Here is a 23073-nt window from a genome sequence, read left to right on the forward strand (position 1 = left end):
GGCGTATTAAAACGCCGTGGAACGGGCGGAAATCGATCCGGGGTTTATCGTTTATCGGTCAACAGCGGCTCGCCGGTCATCTCCGCCGGGCACTCGAGGTCCATCAGCTCCAGGAGTGTCGGCGCGATGTCGCACAGCGACCCGTCGTCGCGCACCGCACGCCCGCCGTCGTCGCCCTCGGGCGAGAGGTAGACGAACGGCACCGGGTTGAACGTGTGGGCGGTGTGGGGATCGTCTGCGGTTCCCATGTCGTCGGCGTTGCCGTGGTCGGCGGTGACGACCGCGTGCGCGCCGGCGTCGGCGATCGCGGAGAGGAGTCGGTCGAGCTGTCCGTCGACCGCCTCGACCGCCTCGACCGCCGCGTCGAAGTCGCCCGTGTGCCCCACCATGTCGGGGTTGGCGTAGTTGAGGACCAACAGATCGGGGTCGTCTGACGCGATCGTCTCGACCGCGGCGTCGGTCACTCCGGGCGCCGACATCTCCGGCTGCTGGTCGTAGGTGGGGACGTCCGGGCTCTCGACGATCGTCCGGATCTCGCCGGGGAACTTCACCTCGCGGCCGCCGTTGAGGAAGTAGGTCACGTGGGGGTACTTCTCCGACTCGGCGATCCGGAGTTGGGTGCCGCCGGCGTCGGCGACCACTTCACCGACCGTGTTCGCCGGGGTCTCCGGCGGGAACGCGACCGGGAAGTCGAACGTCTCGTCGTACTCGGTCATCGTGGTCAGCCGCACGTCGGGCTGATCGAGGTCGAACCCCCACTCGGGTCGGGTGTCGGTCAGCATTCGGACCAGCTGCCGGGCGCGGTCCGCGCGGAAGTTGACGAAGATCACGGCGTCGCCGTCCGCGAGCGCGGGCTCGTCGGCGACGAGCGTCGGCTCGACGAACTCGTCGGTCTCGCCGCGAGCGTGGGCCTCCCGTGCGGCCGCGACCGCGCTCTCGGCCTCGTGGGGCGCCTCGCGCGAGACGATCGCGTCGTACGCCTTCCGCGTCCGCTCCCAGTTCTCGTCGCGGTCCATCGCGTGATACCGGCCCGTCACGGTCGCGACGCGTCCCGTCCCGTGCTCGCCTGCCGTCGCGGTCACGTCCGCGAGGAACTCGTCGGCAATCTCCGGCGCCGTGTCGCGCCCGTCGGTGAACGCGTGAGTCGTCGCCGGGACGCCCGCGTCGGCCGCGGCCTCGATCAGCGCCAGCACGTGCTCCACGTCGGAGTGGACCCCGCCGTCCGAGACGAGTCCCATGATGTGAACCCGACCGCCCGTCTCCGCGGCGTGGTCGAAGGCGTCCGCGACCGCGTCGTTGTCCGCGAACGAACCCTCTGCGAGCGCGTCCGTGATCCGGGTGTACGCCTGCTTCACTACCCGGCCGGCGCCGATGTTGAGGTGGCCGACCTCGGAGTTGCCCATCTGTCCCTCCGGGAGCCCCACGCGCCGCCCGTGAACGACGAGGCGGCCGTCCGCCCCCCGTTCCGTCGCCGCGTCGAACGTCGGCGTGTCGGCCGCCTTCACGGCGTCCAGCCGGTCGTGGTCGCCGAGCCCCCAACCGTCGAGGATCACGAGTGCCGTCTCCATACCCCAGCGTGCCGCCCGGGGGGTAACTACCCTTCGGTGACCGCTACTCCCTCGCCGGACCGGGGGCGGCCCGCCGCGCCGTCGCCGGAAGCCAACGTTTTACGCGTCCGACGCTAACCATACGTTAATGGACTCCGCGGTACTGCTCGATCTCCTCGGCAACGAGAACCGGCGGCGCATCCTCCGGCTTCTCTCCACCAAGCCGTGTTACGTCACGGAGATCTCGGAGTACCTCGACGTGAGCCCGAAGGCGGTGATCGACCACCTGCGGAAGCTGGAGGAGGCCGGTCTCGTCGAGTCGACGACCGACGACCAGCGCCGGAAGTACTTCCGGATCGCCCGCAGCCTCCGCTTAGAGGTCAGCGTCTCGCCGTACGGCTTCGGCGCGAAAAGCGCCTACCCGGCGAAGAACAGCCTCGACATGTCGGGCCGATGTCCCCACCTCTCGCTCGAAATGCCGGACGGGTCGGAGGCGAGCGGCGACCTCGCCGAGCTGGTCGGCGAGTACGCGCGCCTTCAGGACCTCGACCGCGAGCTCTCGCTCGCCCAGCGGTGGGTACAGGGCCGCGTCGAGGACGCGCTCTCGGAGATCGACGACCGGCTCGGTGGGCAGGCCGACAGCCGCTTCTTCGCGGCCGTCCTCGCCGCGGTCGTCGAGACCGACGGCACGCCGGGCGCGGTCGCCGAGGAGGTCGGCGCCCGCGAGTCGACCGTCAGCGACGCCCTCCGCCGGCTCTCCGACGTGGGCGTCGTCGCCCGCGACGCGGACGGCTACCGGGTGCGCTGACGCGACTTCTCTACGGCTGCTGCGGGGCTCGCGACGACGAACTCAGCGAGCCCGGCCGCTTCCGGAAGCTTTTGGACTGCCGCAGGGAGAGGGCGGACGTGAGCCGTCTCAGGAACCTCTCGCTGTTTCTCGTCCTCGCCGCCGTGTGGGGCTCCGCGTTCGTCGCGATCAAGGCGGGCCTGGCGTATTTCCCGCCGGTGCTCTTCGCGGCCTTCCGGTACGACGTGGCCGGGATCGTGATGCTGGCGTACGCGGCGTACGCCGTCGACGACCCGATCCCTCGCGGGCGCGCTCAGTGGCTGGAAGTGCTCTCCGGCGCCGTGTTCATCATCGCCGGCTACCACGCGCTGCTGTTCGTCGGCGAGACCGACCCCGCGGTGACGAGCGCCGTCGCGGCGGTGATCGTCAGTCTCTCGCCGCTCCTGACGACCGTGTTCGCCCGCGCTTTCCTGCCCGCGGAGCGACTGACCGCCGTCGGCGTGCTCGGCCTCGCCATCGGACTCGTCGGGGCGGTCGTCCTCGCGAATCCGGACCCCGCGAACCTCACCGGCGACGGCACCGTCGCGAAGCTGCTCGTGTTGGGCGCGGCCGCCTCGTTCGCGCTCGGCTCCGTCCTCTCCCGCGCCTCCGACGCAGACCTCCCCATCGAGACGATGGAGGCGTGGTCGATGCTCCTCGGGGCCGGCCTCACCCATCTGATCGCGATCGGGCTCGGCGAGTCGGTCGCCGACGCGGCCTGGACGACCGAGTCGCTGCTCGCCTTGGGCTACCTCTCCGTGTTCGCCAGCGGGATCGGCTTCCTGATCTACTTCGACCTGCTCGACCGACTCGGGCCGATCGAGATCAACCTCGTCTCGTACGTCGCGCCGGTGTTCGCCGCCGCCGTCGGGTGGATCCTGCTGGACGAGGGTATCACCGGCGCGACGGTCGCCGGCTTCCTGATCATCTGCGTCGGCTTCGGGCTGGTGAAACGCGACGCGATCCGCGAGGAGCTGCGGGGCGCCGGCGTGATCGGGTGAACGGGGCGGTCAGTCCCGTCTCCGACGGCTCTCGCCGCAACCGTCTTGGCGACGGGGAAACGACTCTCGCGGCGTGAGCGCCGACCAGATCGATCCCCAAGCGAAGCGAGCCGCGGCCCGCCAGTCGCGAATTCCCCTTCCTCACGGTCGGTACCGCCTGAAGCTGCTCCGTCTCGTGAGCGGTCCGCTGTCGCGGCTTCAGAACCGAAACCCGCCGAGCGTCGGCGCGACCGAGCCGCTAACGATTCCCGGTCCCGGGGACCTCGACGCGCGTCTGTACACGCCTGCCGGCGATCCGCCGTTCCCGACGGTCGTGTTCTTCCACGGCGGCGGGTTCGTCCTCGGCAGCGTCGAGACCCACGACTGGCTCTGTCGACACCTGACGCGGGAGAGCGGCTGTGCGGTCCTCTCGGTCGAGTACCGGCTCGCGCCCGAACACCCGTTCCCGGCCGCCGTCGAGGACGCGTACGCCGCGGTCGAGTGGGCCGCGGACGCGACGGACGCACTCGGCGGCACCGGTAGGATCGCGGTCGCGGGCGACTCCGCGGGCGGCAACCTCGCCGCGGTCGCCGCGCTGATGGCCGCCGAACGCGACGGCCCCGAGATCGCCCATCAGGCCCTGCTGTACCCCGGTATCGGCGTCGACCCCGAGCAGGAGTCGGTCCGCGAACACGGCGGGACGGTCCTCTCGCGGGCGGACATCGAGTGGTTCTCCGAGGCGTACTACCGGAGCGACATCCACCGGCGGAACCCGTACGCCGACCCGATCAACGCCGGCGACCTCTCCGGCGTCGCGCCCGCGACGGTCGTCACGGCCGGGTTCGACCCGCTTCGCGACGGCGGAAAGGCGTACGCCGAGAAACTCGTCGCCGACGGCGTCTCGACGCGGTACGAGAACTACCCCGGAATGGTCCACGGGTTCATGACGATGCAGGGAGTCGACCGGGCCCGCGAAGCGATCGCCGCGGTCGGCGACGACCTCGCAGACGCGTTCGACGCGTAATCCCGTCCGGCTCGCGCGGGCGGCGGCGAGCGACAGGTCGCGTCCGCTCCCGCCGCCGTACGAGGTGTGTGAACGTCCCGCCCGCCGGCGGTGGTATTTATTTTCGACGCCGCGATGTCGGTCGCGTGTTCCCCGAAACGATCGAGACGGACCGCCTCCGACTGGAAGCGGCTTCCCCCGAGAACGTCGACCTCGACGCGTGCTATCGCATCTGCTCGTCCGACCCCGGGATCGACGAGGTGACGGAGTACGTCACTTGGGACGCCCACGAGACGAAGCGGAAGACGCTCGAGTTCCTCGAACGCGCCAGCGAGCAGTTCGAGGAGGCCGAGGCCGCGACCTACGTGATCCGACCCCGCGAAGGCGAGGACGGGGCCGGCGAGATAGCCGGCTTCGGCGGCTTCGAGGTCGACTGGGACCGGAAGACCGCGAATCTCGGCGTGTGGCTCCGGAGGCGGTTCTGGGGTCGCGGGTACTCGGCCGAGCGCGCCGCCGCGCTCGCCGAGGTGGCGTTCGACGACCTCGACCTGGAGGTCGTCGCCGTGAGCCACCTCCCGGACAACGACCAGTCGCGGCGAGCGATAGAGAAGTACGTCGACCGGCTCGGCGGCCGCCGGGAGGGTCACCTCCGTAACGCGATCGAGTTCGCCGACGGCAGCGTCCACGACGAGGTCCGGTACACGGTCTCGCAGGCGGAGTGGCGAGCGGCGACCGAGTAGGTTCGAACCCGTATTCGGCGCTGGAACGGGCTTTACGGGCGGAATAATCCACTCCGTCGCGGTCGGCGTGACCCAACAGACACTTACCGCGTCCGAAATGAGTCGGGGCGCATGTCTTCGTCGACACCCGGAACGGCTGCGGCGAACGGCACGGATTCGAGCCTCACGACGAACGCGGTCGGCGGTGCGGTCGCGGGTGCCGCCGCGTACGTCCTCGGCTACCTGTTCGTGTACGTCACGCAGAGCGACCAGGTCGAGGAGGGGCTCTCCGGCATCAACTTCTTCGCCGACCTGTTCGGCGGCGACCCCATCTCCGTCTGGCGCGGCGTGGGGTGGCTGTTCTACAACGCCCACTTCGTCGACGTCTCGGTGCCGTCGCTGATCGGCGCCGCTCGCTCGGTGAACTTCGTCTCGCAGGCGGACGGGGGCGCGTACCTGTTCGTCGTCCCGCCGGTGCTGCTCGTCCTCGCCGGCCTCGCGGCCGGCCGCGTCGCGGGCGCGTCCACGCCGGTCGACGGCGCCCGAGCCGGCGCCCTCCTCACGGCCGGATACCTCCCGCTCGCGGTCGTCGGCGGGTTCCTGTTCCGGGTCTCGGTCGGCGACGGCGCGACCGTCGCGCCAGACATGATCACGACCGTTCTGCTCGCGGGAGCCGTCTACCCGGTCGCGTTCGGTGCGATAGGCGGCGCCGTCTCGTCGGTGCTGAGCGACTGAGTCGAGAGAACCGGAGTTCGCAGCGACGGCCTCAGTACGCCTCGTCTTCGGGGTCGAACCGGTCCCCGTACTCGCGGTCGGGATCGACCGGCTGTCCCTCGTCGGTCTCCGGCGCGATGTAGTCGATGAACGACTCGACGTCCGGTTCGCGCACGCGAACCTCGACGTCGATCTCGCCGAGTTCGTCCGGCTCGCCGACCGCGAAGTTGACCACGCCTTCCAGCGCCGCCTGCTTTTTCAGCGAGAAGGTGAACCCCCCGTCGGTGCGGTTCTGTCGGAAGACGCGGCGGGCGGTGTCGAGGATCTCCTGTTCGTGGAGCACGTCGGAGAAGGCGTCGAGGGTGTGCGCCTCGGCGACGAGCATCCCGTCCTCGTGGACGGGCTCGGCGTCCGGGAAGACGTTCTTCACCGCGTCGGCGACGCGGTCGGTCACCTCGGTGTCGCGGACCGGCGCCTCGATCCGCACGTCGACGCTGTAGATCACGCGCCGTCACCTCCGGCGTTTGCCGCCTCGGCGCGGTCGGCGCCGGGCGCGGAGCCGTCGGCCTCGGGCTCCGCGACGCCGAGCACCTCGCGGACGCGCCCGCGGAACGCGGCGAGGCTGTCCGTGTTGTCGATCTCCACGTCGGCCAGTTCGAGGGTCTCGCCGAGTCCGAGGTCTATCTCGCGGGCGTCGCGCTCGCGGAGGGCCGACAGGTCGGAGTCGGAGTCGTCGCGGCCGCGGTCGTCGAGGCGCTCGGCGCGCAGTTCGAACGGCGCCCGGATCGCGACGAGGGTGAAGTCCTCGCCGAACGCCTCGCGGAAGCGTTCGAGTTCGACGGTCGACCGGAGGCCGTCGACCAGCACGGTCTCGCCGCGGTCGCTCTCGGCCGCCGCCTCGCGGATCCGCGGGAGCGTCCGCGCGGCGATGGCGTCGTCGCCCTCCTCCTCGCGGAGCGTGCCGGCCATCCGCCCGTGATTTTGCGCCGGGTCGAGGCCGCGGCGGCGACACTCGGCGCGGATCACGTCGCCCATGACGACGACGGGGATGCCGGCCGCCTCGGCCACGTTCGCCGCTTCCCCCTTCCCGCTGCCGGGGAGGCCGACGGTTCCGATGACGTTCATTACCGGTCGCTACTCCGCTCGCGGACTTAGGTCTGCTGTTGGCCCGCGGGCGGCGCGAACCGCGGGCGTTTTTTAGACCCGGCGAATCAGGTACGGGTGAGGGCACATAGCTCAGCCAGGATAGAGCGTCGGACTTCTAATCCGACGGTCGTGGGTTCGAATCCCACTGTGCTCGTTCTTCTGGGTGTGGTGGCTCTGTTGAAATCCTTGGTAGGTGACATATTCTTGTAGACGTGCCGAATGTGGGGCGCATAGTCAGCACACTCGTTCGGGTAGCCACAGATGGCGCAATCAACCGTTCTGGAGTTCTTACCAAACCGTCGTTCTCTCTTCACTGGTTAGTTTCAAGTCTCCCAGATGCTCAAAACTCGGTTCTGTATGAAATTGTGTCTGATTAAACAGGAACCCGATCAAAAACTGCTTACACACTATGGGTAATACCCAGCAAGAAGACAGAAGAGGAATACTGAATGAGACGCGCAGGACGATCCACAAACACGAGCCGGGAGCAGAAGACTTCCAGGCGTCGTGTGGGCAGACGTACCACCTCGATCACGGACAACTCCAGGTGATTCAGGTCAAGCGGGCCACCGAGGAGTTCGGAGCCGAAAAGTGTGGTAGTTGTTTCGATGACGGCCGCGGGTACTAATTCTTATACGAGAAGTGTCATTAAATCGTTCCGGTCGTCGCCGATCATCATAGCCTGCCCACCGAGCATCTGGCTTCGCTCAGCAGCGTCGAACTTCTCCTCGGAGAGCACCTCTGCGCGAACGTTTCCCGGTGTACGTGAGAATGGTACGATTAGAGTCATCGCTATGCTGAACTCACTCTCTGTATCTCGCACGCCGATCCTGTCTGTTCGTGAGGATATCGACAGAGCAGGTGTGGTCGATCCCCTTTCAGTCCGCCGCGCTTGGCGCCCCAAGGTACTTCTCGTTCAGTTCGTACTCGCCGTCCTCGCCCTCGACCAGGTACTCGCCGTAGTAGGGCACGCGGTTCGCCACCACTTCCTCGAACGTCTCCGCGATCTCCTCGCGGGTCATCTCGCCCATCGAGCGGAGGTCGTCGTTGCGGTTGAGACACCCCTTCAGGTACCCCTCGTGGGTGACGCGGACGCGGCCGCAGTTGGCGCAGAACTCCTCGTTCTCGACGGGGTCGACGATCTCGACCATGCCGCCGGTCTCGTCGTCGCTGTCCTCGCCGACGAAGTACCGCTTCCGGTCGTGCATCTCGCGGTGTTCGACGCGGTCGGCTTTCTCGGCGAGCCAGTCGTGGACGCGCCCGATGTCGACGTTCCACTCGGGTTTGCCGGTCAGCTCCGGCATGTACTGGATGAGCTGGAGCTGAAGGCCGTGGTTGTCCGCGACGTGTTCGACCATCTCCTCGACGTAGCCCGCGGTGTGGGTGAACACGACCATGTTGAGCTTCACGGGATCGAGCCCGGCGTCGACCGCGGCCCTGACGCCCTCGAGGACCTGCTCGTAGGCGCCGGACTTCGTGACCTCCGCGAAGTCGTCCGGGTCGAGCGCGTCCTGCGAGACGTTGACGCGGTCGAGCCCGGCGGCCTTCAGGTCCGCGGCACGCCCGGGGAGGAAGGTGCCGTTCGTCGTCATCGACACCTCCATCGAGTCGGGCGTGCGCTCGATGATCTCTTCGAGGTCCTGGCGGAGCATCGGCTCGCCGCCGGTGAACTTCACGGCGTCGACGCCGTACCCCTCGACGACCTCAAGGAAGCGGACCACGTCGTCGGCGCTCATCTCCGACTCGCTCGGCTCCATCGGCCCGCGCGTGTCGCCTAACCCCTCGTTGTGACAGTAGACGCAGTCGAAGTTACACCGGTCGGTGAGCGAGATTCGCACCCCCGTCACCTCCCGTCCGAAGTCGTCCGCGAGTGGGTCGGCCATGTGGAACAGGAACGACTACGCGCGCTTAAGTAAACGGGTCGATCGTGAAGGAACGTAACAGCGAGCGGTTACGTCACTCCGGCGCCGCGGCGGCCGATCGGTTACGATTGCGACTCGCGGTTGCGGCCCCATTGCGACTGGCGATCGCGACCTCAAAGCGACACGCGGAGCCCGTCGGTCGCGGCCCGCACCTCGCCGTCGAAGCCGGCCTCGCGGACCCGTTCTTCCATCTCCCGCTCGCGACCGCCGGTGTGCGGATAGAGGTGCGATAAGAGGAGCGTCCCGATGTCAGTGCCCGCGAGCGACTCGCCGAGGCTCGTCGGGCGCGGGTGGTTCGACACGTCGACGTCGTCCGGGAACGAGCAGTCGTGGACGAGGCAGTCGGCGCCGTCGGCGAACGACGCCATCCCCGCGAACGCCTCGGTGTCGCCGGACAGCGCGAGCGGCCCCTCGCTCGCCGGGGCGTCCGAACTCGGCGGCGAGAACCGGTAGGCGAAGCCGTCCATCGAGTGGCGCGTCTCGCGGGCGGCAACGTCAAACCCGCCGGCGGTGAACGGGCGCGCGGCCGACACCTCGCGGACCGCGAGGTCGATCCGGCCGTCGAGGTAGTCGTGGACGTCGAGCAGGCCGTCGACGAGCCCCTTCGTCCCCGCGGGCCCGACGACTTCGAGGTGTTCCTCGCCGGCGAGCCAGCGGGCCTTCACCAGCGGCAGGAGCGCGGCCACGTGGTCGAGGTGGTGATGGGTCAACAGGACCGTCGAGACGCCCTCGTACCCGGTCTCGGTGCCGGCGAGTCGCTGGAGGACGCCGCTGCCGCAGTCGACGAGCAGCGACCGGTCGCCGTCGTCGAGGAGGTAGCCGGCCTGAACGCGGTCGGGAACGGGCATGGCGCTGCCCGAACCGAGCACGGTGAGTTCCATGTCGACTCCGCGTGGCCGAAGGCACCTAATTGGACCGACCGCTCGGAGCGGCGGCCCGGACCTGGCTCACTTGATCAGGAACACCGGGACCGACGCGTCGTCGGCGACGCGGTCGGAGACGCTCCCGAGCGACCGGATCCGCTCGCGCGGCGACTTCCCCTCCGGGCTCATGACGATCACGTCGATCCCCGCCTCGTCGGCGTACGCGACGATCTCGGTGTCGGGCGTCCCGTGCGCGACGTGGGTCTCGACGTCGAGGCCGGCCTCGCTCGCCGCGTCGGCGACGACGCCGACGGCCTCGTCGCCCTGTGCTTCGAGGTCGGCGACGACCTCGTCGTGGAGGTCGCCGGAGTTGGCGGTCGCGATCCGACGGTCGACGACGTACAGCGCGTGAACCGTCGCGTCGTGGTCGCTCGCGAGTCGGAGCGCGTGTTCGAGCGCGCGGTCGACCGCCTCGCTCCCGTCCGTGGGGACCAGGATGTCGTCGTACATGTGGGGTCGTTCGCGTGCCCCCGGCTTAACCGTGGGGCCCGGGCGCCGGTCGCTCGGAATCCGCGGTCACGCGACCGGGTGACCGCTACTCCGCGCGCCACCGACCGCCGAGTTCGCCGCGCCGCATGCTGTTCGCCTCGCCGTCGCGGAAGACGCTGACGCGGCCGGTCTCCTCGCTGAGCGTGACCGTCGCGACGACCTCGGGGCGCACGGAGGTCTCGATCGCGCTCATGTGTCGCGACCCCATCCACGGCTCGTAGCTCACGTCGTCGACGAGGTCGGTCTCCTCGTCGCGGGTGCCCAGGTCGCGGAACCGGACCATCTGCGCCTCTATCTCGCCGTCGACCGCGACGACGATCCCGCCGTCCTGCCCGACGCTCACCGACTCGGCGGCGGTCGCGAGCGCGTCCTCGTCGAAGACGGACGGGCAGCTCTCGCGCGCCCAGCGGTTGTCGCCCATCGGGTCCGCGTACGAGCCGTAGTCGCTGTCGCCGATGACCGCGAAGTACAGTCCCGGTCCCTTCACGTGGGGTTCGTCCCACCCGTCGAAGGCGACGCTGACCTGTTCGGCGCAGTAGGTCAGCCTGTCGACGACCTCGCACACGCCTCCGTGGTCGCCGTAGGCTATCGCGAGGTCGCTCATCTGGGTCGATCCTCCCGTCGTCGTCGCGCCGTGGTGTGGCCGCCGTCGGTCATGTCAGGAAAAACGCGAGGGGAGTATATAAGGGCAACCGAGTCGACCGCGGCCGGACAGCGAGCTCTCGGCCGGTCCGCTCACCGCCGCCACTGGGTGAACACCTGCGCGTCGAACCGGTCGGCGCGGAAGAGGCCGACGCCGAACGCGACGGCGACCGCGGCGGGCAGGAGGTTCCCGTACCAGACGTTGATCCCGCCCCAGAGGATCACGAAGCTCACCATGTCGTCGAGCATGAACTCGCAGTCGCGGAGCCGCTCGCGGATCCCCGCCGACGAGAAGGCGCGGTCGAGCGTGACGACCGCGACGATAGCCGACAGCACCCACCCGGCGTAGTTCGAGAGCGGGACGCCGTAGAACGCGCCGCCGCCGAAGTCCCAGAAGCCGAGCGCGACCGCGCCGGGGTCTAACACCACGTCCATCGCGACGACCGCCGGGATCACCGTCGCCAGCCGGACCCACACGCTGTCGGCGCGCGGGCCGAGCAGCAACAGACACAGCAGGTACGCGTTCATCACGAGCGGGATGAAGAAGACGGGGAGCGCGACGGGCACCCCCGCGAGCATCGGTCCGAGGTCGACCGTGTACGCGAACTCCCCGTACGGCCAGCCGGTCGCGACGCCGACGCCCTCGATGAGGTACGTGTACGCCATCAGGACCCCGATCCAGCCGAGCGCGCGGCGGTCGACCGTGGGGAGGACCCCGACGACGAGCGGCGAGCGCATCACGAGGACGCCGAAGAGCACGAACCACGGGTGGAACGCGAACGGCTCCGGCACGACCCCCTCGGCGCTACCGATGAGCGCGACGGCACCCACGAGCGGGAAGAGGACCGCGATGGTGAAGCGGTTCTCTCGCACGATCCGGTCGAGCAGCGCCTCGGCCTCGCGCCGCGTGTCGGGCGCGCGCTCCCGGAGGGCGTCGAAGCGCGACTCGGTCGTCGCGGTCGAGTCGCTCACGGCAGCGCCTCCCAGAGCGGGTACACCCGCCAGAGACCGCCCATCGACAGCAGCGTGCCGACGACGGTGTTCAGCGCCGGGAACCACCAGTACGCGCGGTCGACGGAGACCGACGCCCGCGAGACCCACGCGACGAAGACCGGGTACACGCCGAGCAGTGCGCCGAGCCGGGGGTCGACGAGCGCGAACGCGACGGCGGCGGCGGCCCACACCGCGAAGCAGTAGGCGTAGGTGCGCGCCTCGCCCAGCACCGTCGCGGTCGTGTCGATTCCGGCCGCCCGGTCCGGCTCGATGTCGGGGATGGCGGAGAACGTGTGCATCCCCATCGTCCAGAGCCACGCCCCGGCGAGCGCCGCGACCGGCGGGTGCGACCCCGCAACGGTCGCGTATGCGGCCGCGCCCGGGAGGACGTACAGCCCGTTCGACAGCGAGTCGAGGAACGGTTTCGTCTTGAACCGCGCGGGCGGGGCGCTGTACCCGACCGACAGGAGGAGGAACCCCGCGAGGTACGGCCACGCGACCCTGGGGGTGATCGCGAACGTGGCGACGCCGAGCGCGCCGGCGGCCACGACCGCGGCGACGACGAGGCGACTCCCGCGCCAGCGCGCCTCGCGCTCCTCCTTCTTCGGGTTCAGTTCGTCGATGTCCGCGTCGAACACGTCGTTGACGCCGTAGAGGAAGACGTTGGCGGGGACGAGGAAGTACGCCGCGAGCGCGACCGTGACGGGGGTGAACAGCTCGCTCACGTCGCCGATGCCGTAGGTGACGCCGACCGCGACGGGGCCGGCGAGGTACAGCCAGAAGCGCGGCCGCGACAACACCAGCAGGTACCGGAGGCCCTCGCCGCCCCCGGCCGACCGCTCTCGCTCGTCCGTGGAGGATCGGTGTTGGTCGCTCACGGCCTCGGTCACACGTCGTCGTCGGCCATCGCTTCCGCGGTCAGCTGTCCGCTGATGAGACACATCGGGACGCCGATGCCCGGGGTCGTCGTCGACCCCGTGAAGTAGAGCCCGTCGACCGCGTCCGAGGTGTGGGGCGGGCGCAGCAGCGACGTCTGCGTGAGGGTGTGCGCCAGGCCCAGCGCGCTGCCCGCGTAGCTGTTGTACCGCTCGGCGAAGTCGTCGACCGAGAACGTCTCCTCGACGACGACGCGGCCGCGGAGGTCGGTACCGGTGTTCTCGGCGATGTCGTCGATCACGAGGTCGCGGTACCGGTTGCGGATCTCCGGCGTGTCGGCCAGCCCCGGCGCGATGGGGACCAAGGCGAAGAGGTTGCTGTGCCCCTCCGGCGCGACGGTGTCGTCGGTCTTCGAGGGCACACAGAGGTAGTACGCGGGGTCGTCGGGCCACTCGGGGTCGTCGAATATCTGCTCGAAGTGCTCGTCCCAGTCGGTCGGGAGGACGAGCGTGTGGTGTTCGAGGTCCGGAACGTCGCCCTCGACGCCGAGGTACAGCAGGAACGCGGAGGGAGCGTACGTCCGCGACTCCCAGTACTCCTCGGTGTACTGTCGCTTCCGCTCCGGCAGCAGCGCCTGTTCGGTGTGCGCGTAGTCGGCGTCGGAGACGACGCGGTCGGCGAGGTAGCGGCCGCCGTTCTCGGTGTCGACCGCGAAGGCGCCGTAGCGCCCCTCGATGCCGGTCACCGCCGCGTCGGTGACGAACTCGACGCCGAGGTCCTCGGCGAGTTCGACGATGCCGTCGACGACGGCGCCGATCCCGCCGTCCGGGTAGTAGACGCCCATGTTGTAGTCGACGTGGCTCATCAGGTTGTACAGCGCCGGCGTGTTCGTGGGAGACCCGCCGAGGAACACGAGCGTGTACTGCATCAGCTGCTGGAGCTTCGGGTGGTCGAAGTAGTCCTCGACGTGTCCCTGCATCTTTCCGAGCAGGGAGAGCCCCCACGAGTAGCGCAACACGTCGGTGTCGACGTAGTCGCGCAGCCGCGGGCGGTCCTCGTACACGAAGTGTTCCATCCCGATGTCGTAGGTCCGCTCGGACTCCGCCAGATACGCGTCGAACGCCTCGCCGGCGCCCGGCTCGTACGACTCGAATATCTCCCGGTTCTTGTCGCGGTCCGGGAGCACGTCGACTCTGTCCCCGTCCTTCCAGAACACGCGGTAGTGGGGGTCGAGCCGCTCAAGTTCGTAGAACTCGTCGGGCGATCGGCCGAAGTGACCGAAGAACCGCTCGAAGACGTCGGGCATCAGGTACCACGACGGCCCCATGTCGAATTTGAAGCCGTCGACTTCGAGCCGGCTGGCGCGTCCTCCGAGCTGTTCGTTCTTCTCGAGGAGCGTGACGTCCGCGCCAGCGTCGGCGAGGTAACAGGCCGTCGAGAGTCCGCCGAATCCGCCGCCGATAACGACGACGGACTCGCCGGCAACGTCGTCGATGTCCGGGACCACGTCCATACACGAACCTAGGGGCGGCGGAGGTATAAATCCGGCCGGACGCGCCGCCGAGGCGTCCCCCACACGTTCGGGACGAGCGGCCGCGAGAGTCCCGAGACGATCGTCCGTCGCGTCGAGTGGATACCACTAAGTCGCCGACGCCCGTACCGGCTTCCATATGGATCTGACGGTCGCGATCACCGGAGCAACGAGCGGGATCGGGCGAGCCGTCGCCGAGGCGTTCGTCGACGAAGGAGCGTTTGTCGCCGTCTCCGGGCGCGACGGCGCGGCCGTGGATCGGACCGTCGCGGCGCTGAACGGCGAGGGTGACGAGCCGGCGGACGCGGCCGATCCCGAAGCCGACAGCGACGACGCGACAGACGCCGACGGGGAAGGAGACGGCGCGGACGACGGGGACCCCGGGCGCGGCACCGCGTGGGGCGACCGCGTCGACGTGCGCGACGAGTTCGACCTCGAACGGTTCTTCGAGCGGGTCGCCCGCGAGGCCGGCCCGATCGACGTGGTGTTCGCGAACGCCGGCCTGTTCCACGGCGCGCCGGGCGAGAGCCCGACGACCGAGGTCTCGTACGCCGACTACGACGACACGATGCGGACGAACGCTCGCGGCGTGTTCGCGACGATACGGGAGGCGATCCCTCACCTGGCGGACGACGCCCGCGTCCTCGTCCCGTCCGGCGCGGTCGCCGCCGAGTCCAAGCCCGGCATGGGCGCGTACGCGGTCTCGAAGGCGGCCGCCGAGGCGGTCGCGCGCGGCTTCGCCGCCGACATCGACGCGACGGTCGGCGTGATCGACCCCGGGCTGGTCGCGACCGACCTGACCGGCAAGGAGCGCGCCCGGGACCCGGAGAGCGTCGCGCCGCTTTTCGTCTGGGCCGCCACCGAAGCGCCGGCAGAGGACCTGAACGGCGGCCGGATCGGCCTCCGCGAGTGGAAGACCGCGACGCGCTAGCGCGGAGGGGACGGCGTCCGATCGCGTCGACGGCGATCAGACCTCGGACACGCGGTCGGCGACGTCCGACTCCGGCGGGTCGGTCGCCGTCGACGCCACCGCGTCCATGAACGCGGTCCGGTAGCTCGCCGGGCCGTTCGGCTCGGCCGCGGCCGCGCGCTCGCCGGCCAGCCCGTACGCCGCCGTGGCGATGATTGCCGCCGCGGTCGTCGTCGCGACCGGGGCGTCCGCCCGCCCGGCGAGCGCGGTCACGGTTCCGAGCGTGCTCGCGAGCATACACCCGGAGCCGACGAACGACCCCATCCGCTCGTGACCGACGGCGAGTTCGTAGGGCCCCCGTTCTCCGCCGGCGACGACGTCGGTCGCTCCCGAGGCCACGACGACGGCGCCGGTCTCGGTCGCGAGCGCGTCGGCGGCGCCCGCGACGCCCGATTCCTCGCCCACGGACTCGACGCCCTTGACCGTCGCCTCCTCGCCCGCGAGGCCCCGGACCTCCCCCGCGTTGCCCTTGATCACGTCGAAATCGACCTCGTCGAGGAGTCGACCGACCGAGGCCACGCGGTGCGGCGTCGCGCCGTAGCCGACCGGATCGAGGACGACGGGAACGTCGGCCTCGTTCGCCCGGCGCCCGGCGTCGACCATCGCGTCGACGTCCTGGCGGCTCGCCGTGCCGGTGTTGATCACGACGGCGTCGGCGCCGGCCGCCATGTCGCCGGCCTCGGCCGGGGCGTCCGCCATCACCGGCAGCCCGCCCCAGTGGAGCGTGACGTTCGCCGTCTCGCTCGTCGTCACGTCGTTCGTGAGGTGGTGGACGAGGGGCGCGGCCTCGTCGACCGCGGACAGCGTCCGGCGGAGGAGGTCGCCGTCGAGGGCGGTCCCCGGGTCCCGCGCGTCAGACATCCGCGACCGCCTCCCCGACCTCCGCGGTCGCTTCCGCGGGGTCCTCGGCGGCCGTTATCGCCGAGAGGACCGCCACGCCGGTCGCGCCCGCCTCCACCACGGAGGCCGCGTTGCTCGCGTCGATGCCGCCGATCCCGATCACCGGCACGTCGACCGCGTCGGCGACGGCGGCTATCCGGTCGGTGCCGATCCCGTTCCGATCGTCGGGCACGTCCTTCGAGGTCGTCGCGTACACGGCGCCGACGCCGAGGTAGTCCGCGCCGGCGGCCGCGGCCTCGCGCGCCTCGTCGGCGGTCGACGTCGAGACGCCGACGGTCGCCGACTCGCCGAGGCGGTCGCGCGCGACCTCGACCGGAAGGTCCGACTGGCCGAGGTGGACCCCGTCGGCGTCGACCGCGGCGGCGAGGTCGATCCGGTCGTTGACGATCAGCGGCACGCCCGCCTCGGCGGTCAGTTCGCGGAGGCGGCGGCCGGTCTCGTACCGCTCTCGTGCGGAGGTTCCCTTGTCTCGGAGCTGAACGGCGTCGATGCCGGCGTCGAGCGCGGCCGCGACGACGTCGGGCGTGGTCCGCCCCGCCGACCGGCCCGCCGCCGTGACGAGGTACGTCTGCCACTGGTTGGTATTCATGTGTGGTACACACCGGGGAGTCGGCCCAAAACGGTTGCGCTCCGGGCGCCGCCGCACCGCGGACGGACAGACACAAGCCGACCCGTCCCGTACGCCGGTCCAATGCCATCCCGGCTCCGGAACGGCGCCGCTCGCGTCGCCGAGGCGGTCGCAGGCGCGCTCGACCGAGCCGGCGTCATCGACCGCTCGCGGCTCGACGAAACGATGGGACTGGCGTGGCCCCGGATCGTCACCGGGTTCGCGATCATGTCGAAAAACACCGTGGACCTCGCGGTGATCGGGTACGCGCTCGGCGTCTCCGCGGTCGCCGGGCTCGGGTACGCGTTCGCGTACTGGCAGCTGGCGAAGTTCGTCTCGATCGGGCTCGCCGGCGGCACCGTCTCGCTCGTCTCGCAGAACTACGGCGGCGACGAGCGCGGCCGGGCCGAGCTCGTCGTCAAGCAGTCGCTGATCGTGGCCGCGCTGCTCGCCGTCCCCATCGTCGCGGGCTACGTCCTCGGGGCGGAGCGGCTGATCGGGCTCGTGGGCGCCGACGGCGACGCGCTTGCGGCGGGAACCACCTACCTCGCCGTCACGGCGCCCGCGCTCGCCTTCGAGTTCTTCAACATGATCGCGAGCCGGACGTACGCCGGCGTCGGGGACACCCGCACGCCGATGGTCGCGCGCGCCGGCGGCGCGCTGTTGAACATCGTCCTCACCGGCTGGCTCGTCCTCGGCGCCGGTCTCGGCGTGTTCGGCGCCGCCTTCGGCACCGCGGTCTCCATCGGCGCGGTCGGCGTCGTCCTCGCGTGGGGGATGTCCGGCCGGTCGTACTTCGGTCGCGGCGCCTCGCCGGTCCCGGTCGGGGTCTCCGGCCCGTGGCTCGACGTCGACCTGAGCCGACAGCTCCTCCGGGTGTCGGCCCCGCTCATCGGGCGTCGGGTGGCGGAGGGCGTCGCGGTGTTCCCGCTCCTGTGGATCGCCTCGTCGTTCGGCGAGGCGGTCGTCGCCGCCCTCGAAGTCGGGCGCCGGGTCCGGGCGCTGCTCGGCAGCTTCAGCTGGGGCTTCTCGATCGCCGCGAGCACGCTCGTCGGCCAGCGGCTCGGCGCGGGCGACGAGTCGCTCGCGACCGCGTACGGCCGCGACGTGATCGCGCTGTCGGCCGTCGTCTACCTGCTCGCGTCGGCCGCGGTCGTCGTCGCCGCGCGCCCCGTCGCGGGCGTGTTCGTCGACGGCTCGGCGGCCGTGACCGCGACCGCGGCGTTCGTCGTCGCGGCCGCGGTGTCGGCGGTGCCGCTGGGCGTCGACGGCTCGATCACGGGGTCGCTCCGCGGCGCGGGCGACACCCGCTGGCCGTTCGCCGCGTCGATGGTCGGGCTGTACGTCGTCGCGCTTCCGGTCGCGCTCGTGGGGCTCGTCACGCCGCTCGGCGTCGCCGGCCTCTACGTGGCGCTGGTGGCCGAAAAGCTCGTGCCCGCCGGACTGAACGGCTACCGGTTCCGGTCGAACCGCTGGCAGGCCGTCAGCCGGCAGTACCGGCCCGGCGGCGGCGATGCGGACGAAGAAGTCGGGTGATTGGCGGCGAGCCGCTGAGTCTCGCGAGGCGCCGGGGCGTCACGGCGCCCGGTCGTCGTCAGGCGGTCGGAGCCTCGCGTCCTACTCGTCGTCCGTGACCGATTCGAGGACCTCGACGCTCCCGGTGAGCTGGCGGTGGACGTACGGCATGTCGATGCCGGCGTCGTCGAACGCCTCCTTCACCGCGGTGACGTACTCGGAGCGCACCCGGACGAAGTCGCCGCGGTCGGGGTCGTCGATCCACCAGCGCGACTGGAGTCCGACCGCCGAGTCGCCGAGTTCGGTCAGGCGGACCGACACGCCCGGATCGTCGAGAATCTCGTCGTGCGCCTCGGCCTTCTCGACGATGATGTCGGTCGCCTCCCCGATGTCGTCGTCGTAGCCGATCCCGAAGACGAACTTCTGTCGGAGCGTGTCGTAGGCGACGGGATTTTTCACCGCGTTGTTCGCGAGGTCGCCGTTCGGCACCGTCACGAGTTCGTTGTCGAACGTCCGGACCCGCGAGACGCGGAGGTCGATCTCCTCGACGCGGCCGGAGTTGCCGCTCCACTCGATCCAGTCGCCGACCTCGAACGGCTTGTCCTTGAGGATGAACACGCCGGCGACGAAGTTCCCGAGGAGGTCCTGCGCGGCGAAGCCGACCGCGAGCGCGATGGCGCCGCCGAACACCGCGAACGCCGAGAGGAAGCTGCCGTAGCCGGCCACGGCGAAGCCGATCGCGATCGCCGCCACCCAGACGACGGCGTTGAGCACGTTCGTGCCGAGGCTCAACACCGCCTCGTCGAACCCGCGCGACCTGACGATCCGCTGGAGCCCCGGGATCAGGACGAGCTTTCCGAGCAACAACACGGCGACGAAGCCGCCGACGAACCGGAGCGCGATCGTCGCGATCGCCGCCACGTCGACCGCGTTCGTGATCGCGTCGAGCTGTAAGGGGTACATCGTCCACTCATTACTGGGACTATATAAAGAAGCTACTGGCAGCGCGGTTGTTTACTCCCGGTCGCCCCGGCCGCGCCCGCGACTTCGATCGCGGCGCGTCAGTCGCTCCGAACGGCGAGCGGCCCGTCGCCGCGAGCGACCGCGCGAAGCCGTCGCCCGTGGACGTCGTCCGCGGCGATCCGCTCTCGGACCGGGGCGGGGATCCACGCCTCGCGGCCGGGAGGGTCGGGCGCGGGGTCGACGCCCGCGGGCCGAATATCGTCCGGGAGGTGTCGGGCGTACGTCGGGAGTCGCTCGCGGAGCGGCACGCCGCCGGCGTCGGCGACCGATTCGAGCCCGCGGAGGTCCGGCCACTCGTACGCCGGGTTGATGTAGTCGTCCGTGACCGGCGAGACGCCGCCGAGGTCGTCGATGCCGCAGTCGACGAGGTCGGCGGCCGGCGAGAGGTTCGGCGGCACTTGGACGGAGACCTCCTCGGGCAGCGCCGCCCGCGCCATCGCGACGACCCGGCGCATCGTGTCGAGGTCGGGCTTCGGGAAGTCGGAGCGCTCGTTCGGGACGACGTTCTGGACGATCACCTCCTGGACGTGGCCGTGTCGCTCGTGGAGCTCGCGGATGGCGAGCAGGCTCTCGGCGCGGTCCCGCCAGTCCTCGCCGATGCCGACGAGGATCCCGGTGGTGAACGGGACCCCCTGTCGCCCCGCCGCCCGGATCGTGTTGAGCCGCTGGCCGGGGGTCTTCCGGCGGCCGCCCGAGTGGGCGTCGACGTCGGCGGTCGTCTCCAGCATGACGCCCATCGAGGCGTTCACGTCCCGGAGGTCGGCGAACTGCGCCTCGGTCAGGTCGCCCGGGTTGGAGTGCGGGAGCAGCCCCTCCTCCAAGGCGATCTCGCAGGCGCGGTAGAGGTAGTCGTGGATCGAGTCGAACCCCCACTCGGCGAGCGTCTCGTGGACCGCGGTGTACCGGTCGTCCGGCTCGTCGCCGAAGGTGAAAAGCGCCTCCGTACAGCCCGCGTCGGCGCCGACTCGGCACTCCTCGCGCACCTCCTCGGGCGACAGCAGCGACGCCTCGCCCGGCACGTCGTAGTAGGTACAGTACGTACAGGTGTAGCGACACGCCGTGGTCAGCGGGACGAAGACGTTGCGCGCGAAGGTGAGCCGGTCGGCGGCCTCGACGTCTGCGGGACGGACCGAGAGCAGTCGCTCGACGTCCCGCTCGTCGACCGCGACGTCGACGCCGTACTCGTCAACCCCGGCGAACACGCCACTCACTCGCGGTCGACGTTTAAAAAGGATCGCGGTTGCGGATCCCCCCGGAGATACCGAATTCGGTTACGTCGCGGCCGGCCGGCACGGGTCGGGCAACCGGGCCGGCCTCCGCGCGAGACGGGACGCGTGCGGTTCGGTTCGGAAGCGAGCCGAAAAGCCGATAACCTGTGTCTCTCGAGGATGAAGCCATGCCCTCCCGACGATCCGCTCTCCGGACGGTCGGTGTCGCCGCGGCCGGCGCCTTGGCCGGCTGTTCGCGGCTCCGATCGCGCGGCGCTCGAATCGACCTGACCGTGTTCAACCAGACGGACGCTCCCTACACCGTCTACGTGGCGTTCTATCGCGACGACGGTGCGTCGGAGGCCGCGGCGAGAGCGTTCAGTTCGTCGTTCGACGTCGAACCCGACGGGGAGGCGACGGAAGAGGGAGTCGTCGATGCGGGGCGGTATCTCGTCAGCTATCACGCGTACGAAGAGGACTCGAAACTGACCGACGAGGGCCACGTTCACTTCATCCCGTCGGGGGACGAGACGGAGACCCTGACCTTCGACATCCAAGAAACGGGCGAGTTGACGCAGCGGTGAACGCCGTCGGGACGGACACGCGCCCGGCGCGGTGCGGCGGCGGCTCAGCCTCGAACCGCCGCCACGCGCCCCTCGTCCGCGTCGAGCGCGAAGCCCGCATCGCGCAGCCACTCCGCCGCGCGACCCTCGCCGTGGATCAGCACCTCCGCGAGGTCGGCGGGCTCGTCGACGTCGGTCGCGAGCCGGTGTGAGTCGACCGCGGCGAAGTCCGCGCCGACCTCGGCCGCGATCTCGCGGTGATCGAGGTACGACGCGCCGTGGTAGTCCACCCGGAACGCGGGATACGAGGCGACGAACGCGTTCGTGCCGCCGCCCCGGCCCGGCGCCATCGCGACGTCCGCGTCGCGGCCGGCATCGAATAGGCGGTCGAGCGCCGCCGGCGTCGCGAGCGCGAGGTCCGCCATCACGACGGCGACCGGGTCGGCGGCGGCGTCGCTCGCGCCGTCGGCCTCGAAGTGCCCGCCCAGCGCCGCGTTCACCGCGGTCGTCAGGGGGCGGTCGTCGACCGTGACCGGGGGGTCGACGTCGACGGCGCCCGTCGCCAACACCGTCGGTTCACCGCCGGCGGTCGCGACCGCGTCCAAGACGTCGTCGAGCATCGCCCGCGCGAACGCGGCCCGCTCGTCGGCCGAGAGGACGTCGGAGAGTCGCGACTTCGGGCGGTCGGTCGAAAACGGGACGATGACCTCCATCGCGGACGAGGGAGGTTAGAACAGGGATTCCAGCTCGTCGCTGTCGTCGCTGACGAGCTCGTCGAGGTTCTCGTCGCTCTCCTCGCGGATCTCGTCTAAGTTGTCCTGCGCCTCGATGGCGACCTGCTGGAGCTCCTTGATCCGCGGGACGTTCGTGACGCCCGCGAGCAGGATGACGGTCGCGACGAAGCCGGCGCCGCGGTACGGGTAGTCCCCGCCCCGGACCTCCATCGAGCCGGTCTGCTCTTCGAGCCACTTCCGCCCGCGCTCGATACCCTTCCGGTTGAGGTACTCCGGCGGTCCCGCGAGCACGAGCAGCGCGCGCTCCGCGCCCTCGATCTCACACGGAAGCGTGAGCCGGCCCAGCGCCGCCTTGCGCACGAGGCTGGTGATCCGGTTCGTGGTGTGTGCGCTGTCGAGCTCCTCGTCGTTGCCGTCGTCGCGGAGCCGCGAGAGCAGCCCGCCGGAGGAGCGCTCCTCGACCTCCTCCTCGGCGTAGCCGACCGTGGAGACGCCGCCGCCGGAGAGCGTGTTGATGATCTCGGAGGAGTCGACGACGCTCTCGGCGACCTCCTGGCCCTGCTGGATCTCGCCCGCGCCGAACAGGATGCCGAAGCGGCGGACGATCTCCTCGTTGATCTCCTCGTAGCCGCCCTGGACGGACTCGCCCGTCTTCCGCCAGGCGTCGTTGTCGAACACCATCAGGTTGTCCACCTCGCGGACGAACGTCTGGAACGAGCGGGCCGCGTTGAGGGTGTAGATCCCGCCCTCGTCGCTGCCCGGCAGGATGCCGAGCCCGTAGACGGGCTCGGTGTAGATCCGCTTGAGGTGTTTCGCGAGCACCGGCGCGCCGCCGGAGCCCGTGCCGCCGCCGAGCCCGGCGACGACGAGGAAGGCGTCGACCTCGTGGACCGGGATCGAGTCGATCGCTCCCTGGACCTCGTCGATGTCCTCCTCGGCGATCTCCGCGCCCAGCTCGTTGTCCGCGCCGACCCCGTGCCCCTTCACGCGGGACTGCCCGATGAGGACGCGCTGGTCCTCGGCGATGTGTTCGAGCCCCATGAGGTCGGCCTTCGCTGTGTTGACGGCCGCCGCGGCCCGTACGATCTCGGAGCCCGTCCGTTTGTCGTACTCCAAGAACTTGTCAACGACTTTGCCCCCTGCCTGTCCGAATCCGATCATTGCGAGTTTCATCGTGTGCTCCCTCCGCGTTTGAAATGAAGAGAATGGGATCTCATATATAACCCTTTGGTTGCCATTACC

At 70.2% G+C, this 23073-nt stretch carries 24 protein-coding genes and 1 tRNA gene; 9 read left to right on the plus strand and 16 right to left on the minus strand.

Going from position 1 to position 23073, the window contains the following annotated elements; translation table 11 throughout:
- Positions 1 to 44: 44 nt before the first annotated feature.
- Complete coding sequence (gene gpmI, locus ABDZ89_RS06000; RefSeq protein WP_343777467.1) at positions 45 to 1568, minus strand: 2,3-bisphosphoglycerate-independent phosphoglycerate mutase; 1524 nt, start codon at positions 1566 to 1568, stop codon at positions 45 to 47.
- A gap of 127 nt (positions 1569 to 1695) precedes the next feature.
- On the opposite strand from gpmI, the gene ABDZ89_RS06005 reads away from it, so the two are divergent.
- The 5 genes from ABDZ89_RS06005 to ABDZ89_RS06025 all read left to right on the plus strand — a co-directional run bounded on the left by ABDZ89_RS06005 (position 1696) and on the right by ABDZ89_RS06025 (position 5810).
- Positions 1696 to 2355 carry an ArsR/SmtB family transcription factor gene (locus ABDZ89_RS06005; protein WP_343777468.1) on the plus strand — a complete coding sequence of 220 codons (660 nt, stop codon included), beginning with the start codon at positions 1696 to 1698 and terminating at the stop codon, positions 2353 to 2355.
- A gap of 98 nt (positions 2356 to 2453) precedes the next feature.
- Positions 2454 to 3374 (plus strand): DMT family transporter, encoded by a 921-nt coding sequence (locus ABDZ89_RS06010; RefSeq protein ID WP_343777469.1) that lies wholly within the window; start codon positions 2454 to 2456, stop codon positions 3372 to 3374.
- A gap of 73 nt (positions 3375 to 3447) precedes the next feature.
- Positions 3448 to 4377 carry an alpha/beta hydrolase gene (locus tag ABDZ89_RS06015; RefSeq protein WP_343777471.1) on the plus strand — a complete coding sequence of 310 codons (930 nt, stop codon included), beginning with the start codon at positions 3448 to 3450 and terminating at the stop codon, positions 4375 to 4377.
- Between the two features lie 125 nt (positions 4378 to 4502).
- The gene (locus ABDZ89_RS06020) at positions 4503 to 5096 is read left to right on the plus strand and encodes a GNAT family N-acetyltransferase (RefSeq protein WP_343777472.1); all 594 of its coding nucleotides are present in this window, start codon (positions 4503 to 4505) and stop codon (positions 5094 to 5096) included.
- A gap of 111 nt (positions 5097 to 5207) precedes the next feature.
- On the plus strand, positions 5208 to 5810 hold the full coding sequence (locus ABDZ89_RS06025; protein ID WP_343777474.1) for a DUF7978 family protein: 603 nt from the start codon (positions 5208 to 5210) through the stop codon (positions 5808 to 5810).
- Positions 5811 to 5841: 31 nt separating this feature from the next.
- Here ABDZ89_RS06025 and ABDZ89_RS06030 read toward each other — a convergent pair whose 3' ends face one another.
- Positions 5842 to 6294, minus strand: a complete 453-nt coding sequence (locus ABDZ89_RS06030; protein WP_343777476.1) for an RNA-binding domain-containing protein — start codon at positions 6292 to 6294, stop codon at positions 5842 to 5844.
- Positions 6291 to 6914, minus strand: coding sequence for an AAA family ATPase (locus ABDZ89_RS06035; RefSeq protein ID WP_343777477.1), 624 nt, complete (start codon positions 6912 to 6914; stop codon positions 6291 to 6293). The genes ABDZ89_RS06030 and ABDZ89_RS06035 overlap by 4 nt, the downstream gene beginning before the upstream one ends.
- A gap of 100 nt (positions 6915 to 7014) precedes the next feature.
- Here ABDZ89_RS06035 and ABDZ89_RS06040 point away from each other — a divergent pair.
- A tRNA-Arg gene (locus ABDZ89_RS06040) sits at positions 7015 to 7089 on the plus strand.
- Positions 7090 to 7813: 724 nt separating this feature from the next.
- On the opposite strand, the gene moaA is transcribed toward ABDZ89_RS06040, so the two are convergent.
- The 7 genes from moaA to ABDZ89_RS06075 all read right to left on the minus strand — a co-directional run bounded on the left by moaA (position 7814) and on the right by ABDZ89_RS06075 (position 14293).
- Positions 7814 to 8818 (minus strand): GTP 3',8-cyclase MoaA, encoded by a 1005-nt coding sequence (gene moaA / locus ABDZ89_RS06045; protein WP_343777479.1) that lies wholly within the window; start codon positions 8816 to 8818, stop codon positions 7814 to 7816.
- A 152-nt stretch (positions 8819 to 8970) separates the two neighbouring features.
- Complete coding sequence (locus ABDZ89_RS06050; protein ID WP_343777480.1) at positions 8971 to 9738, minus strand: MBL fold metallo-hydrolase; 768 nt, start codon at positions 9736 to 9738, stop codon at positions 8971 to 8973.
- Between the two features lie 66 nt (positions 9739 to 9804).
- Complete coding sequence (locus ABDZ89_RS06055; protein WP_343777481.1) at positions 9805 to 10230, minus strand: universal stress protein; 426 nt, start codon at positions 10228 to 10230, stop codon at positions 9805 to 9807.
- Positions 10231 to 10315: 85 nt separating this feature from the next.
- Positions 10316 to 10873: a hypothetical protein gene (locus ABDZ89_RS06060; protein ID WP_343777483.1), complete on the minus strand. Its 558-nt coding sequence runs from the start codon at positions 10871 to 10873 to the stop codon at positions 10316 to 10318.
- A 131-nt stretch (positions 10874 to 11004) separates the two neighbouring features.
- On the minus strand, positions 11005 to 11883 hold the full coding sequence (cruF, locus tag ABDZ89_RS06065; RefSeq protein WP_343777485.1) for a bisanhydrobacterioruberin hydratase: 879 nt from the start codon (positions 11881 to 11883) through the stop codon (positions 11005 to 11007).
- The gene (locus ABDZ89_RS06070; RefSeq protein ID WP_343777487.1) at positions 11880 to 12794 is read right to left on the minus strand and encodes a prenyltransferase; all 915 of its coding nucleotides are present in this window, start codon (positions 12792 to 12794) and stop codon (positions 11880 to 11882) included. Before ABDZ89_RS06070 ends, cruF begins: the two co-directional genes overlap by 4 nt.
- Entirely contained in the window at positions 12791 to 14293 is a 1503-nt protein-coding gene (locus ABDZ89_RS06075; protein ID WP_343777488.1) for a phytoene desaturase family protein, read from the minus strand. The genes ABDZ89_RS06070 and ABDZ89_RS06075 overlap by 4 nt, the downstream gene beginning before the upstream one ends.
- A 157-nt stretch (positions 14294 to 14450) precedes the next feature.
- Here ABDZ89_RS06075 and ABDZ89_RS06080 point away from each other — a divergent pair, with 157 nt between their 5' ends.
- Positions 14451 to 15242, plus strand: a complete 792-nt coding sequence (locus ABDZ89_RS06080; protein ID WP_343777489.1) for an SDR family oxidoreductase — start codon at positions 14451 to 14453, stop codon at positions 15240 to 15242.
- Positions 15243 to 15278: 36 nt separating this feature from the next.
- Here the strand turns inward: ABDZ89_RS06080 and thiM are convergent, their stop codons facing one another.
- Positions 15279 to 16142 (minus strand): hydroxyethylthiazole kinase, encoded by an 864-nt coding sequence (thiM, locus tag ABDZ89_RS06085; RefSeq protein WP_343777490.1) that lies wholly within the window; start codon positions 16140 to 16142, stop codon positions 15279 to 15281.
- On the minus strand, positions 16135 to 16770 hold the full coding sequence (gene thiE, locus ABDZ89_RS06090) for a thiamine phosphate synthase (protein WP_343777491.1): 636 nt from the start codon (positions 16768 to 16770) through the stop codon (positions 16135 to 16137). Before thiE ends, thiM begins: the two co-directional genes overlap by 8 nt.
- 102 nt (positions 16771 to 16872) lie before the next feature.
- On the opposite strand from thiE, the gene ABDZ89_RS06095 reads away from it, so the two are divergent.
- Positions 16873 to 18324, plus strand: a complete 1452-nt coding sequence (locus tag ABDZ89_RS06095; RefSeq protein WP_343777493.1) for an MATE family efflux transporter — start codon at positions 16873 to 16875, stop codon at positions 18322 to 18324.
- A gap of 81 nt (positions 18325 to 18405) precedes the next feature.
- Here the strand turns inward: ABDZ89_RS06095 and ABDZ89_RS06100 are convergent, their stop codons facing one another.
- Positions 18406 to 19266: a mechanosensitive ion channel family protein gene (locus ABDZ89_RS06100; RefSeq protein ID WP_343777495.1), complete on the minus strand. Its 861-nt coding sequence runs from the start codon at positions 19264 to 19266 to the stop codon at positions 18406 to 18408.
- Positions 19267 to 19364: 98 nt separating this feature from the next.
- Complete coding sequence (gene cofG, locus ABDZ89_RS06105; RefSeq protein WP_343777496.1) at positions 19365 to 20528, minus strand: 7,8-didemethyl-8-hydroxy-5-deazariboflavin synthase subunit CofG; 1164 nt, start codon at positions 20526 to 20528, stop codon at positions 19365 to 19367.
- A gap of 194 nt (positions 20529 to 20722) precedes the next feature.
- On the opposite strand from cofG, the gene ABDZ89_RS06110 reads away from it, so the two are divergent.
- Positions 20723 to 21118 (plus strand): hypothetical protein, encoded by a 396-nt coding sequence (locus ABDZ89_RS06110; protein WP_343777497.1) that lies wholly within the window; start codon positions 20723 to 20725, stop codon positions 21116 to 21118.
- A gap of 44 nt (positions 21119 to 21162) precedes the next feature.
- On the opposite strand, the gene cofC is transcribed toward ABDZ89_RS06110, so the two are convergent.
- Both cofC and ABDZ89_RS06120 read right to left on the minus strand, forming a co-directional pair.
- Complete coding sequence (gene cofC / locus ABDZ89_RS06115) at positions 21163 to 21810, minus strand: 2-phospho-L-lactate guanylyltransferase (protein ID WP_343777498.1); 648 nt, start codon at positions 21808 to 21810, stop codon at positions 21163 to 21165.
- Positions 21811 to 21825: 15 nt separating this feature from the next.
- Positions 21826 to 23004, minus strand: a complete 1179-nt coding sequence (locus ABDZ89_RS06120; RefSeq protein ID WP_172863972.1) for a tubulin/FtsZ family protein — start codon at positions 23002 to 23004, stop codon at positions 21826 to 21828.
- Positions 23005 to 23073 lie beyond the last annotated feature (69 nt).

The organism is Halorubrum ejinorense (genome assembly GCF_039522565.1).
Lineage (GTDB): Archaea > Halobacteriota > Halobacteria > Halobacteriales > Haloferacaceae > Halorubrum > Halorubrum ejinorense.